Below are 691 nucleotides of genomic sequence, written 5' to 3' on the forward strand. Positions count from 1 at the left end.
AGGTAGCTGGGCCGCCGTCACGTTGTTTGGGGAGCGAAACCGGCGCCGGTGGAGGTGCCGTCGGACTGGCCGCTGCGGATAGGGTGACCGAATGAGCGCAATTCTCAGACCGTGGCATTCGGGTGACGCCGAGGCATTGACTGAGGTGTACGAACGGGCCGATGATGCCCTGCTGAGCAACATCCCCGACGACCGCAGCGTCGATGGCGCCCGGACATGGATCACAAGTATCACCCACGCCGAGGCAGCTGGTGACCTCTGCGCTCGGGCGATCGTTGATGACGGGGACGGTTCAGGGCGACGAATCCTTGGAAACGTCATGGCCTCCGGGGTCGATCGCCGGCATTCGAGCGCGTGGATCTCCTATTGGTCCGTGGCTGAGGCTCGAGGCCAAGGCCTGGTCTCGGCGGCGCTGCGCAGCTTTGTCGATCTCCTTCACGACGATCTCGGGATCTACCGGCTCGAACTCGGTTATCGCGTGAACAATCCGGCCTCGGCCGCAGTTGCACGGAACGCGGGTTTCATCGTCGAGGGCCGCGAACGAGAGAAACTGCTCTACGACGGTATTCGCTATGACACCGAGGTCTGTGCTCGTCTGTGTGGAGACCCGCGGCACCCCGGTCCGCGCATACCGTTCGCCCCACCTCGTTGACCCCGCATCGTCCCCTCCAGAACTACCTGACGGGGGCCC

1 protein-coding gene is annotated in these 691 nt (G+C 64.3%); it reads left to right on the forward strand.

The window, feature by feature from the left end:
- Positions 1-91: 91 nt before the first annotated feature.
- On the forward strand, positions 92-652 hold the full coding sequence (locus tag AD89_RS0117200) for a GNAT family N-acetyltransferase (RefSeq protein WP_025780831.1): 561 nt from the start codon (positions 92-94) through the stop codon (positions 650-652).
- The last annotated feature ends 39 nt before the right edge of the window (positions 653-691 follow it).

The organism is Brevibacterium sp. VCM10, assembly GCF_000583215.1.
Classification (GTDB): Bacteria; Actinomycetota; Actinomycetes; order Actinomycetales; family Brevibacteriaceae; genus Brevibacterium; species Brevibacterium linens.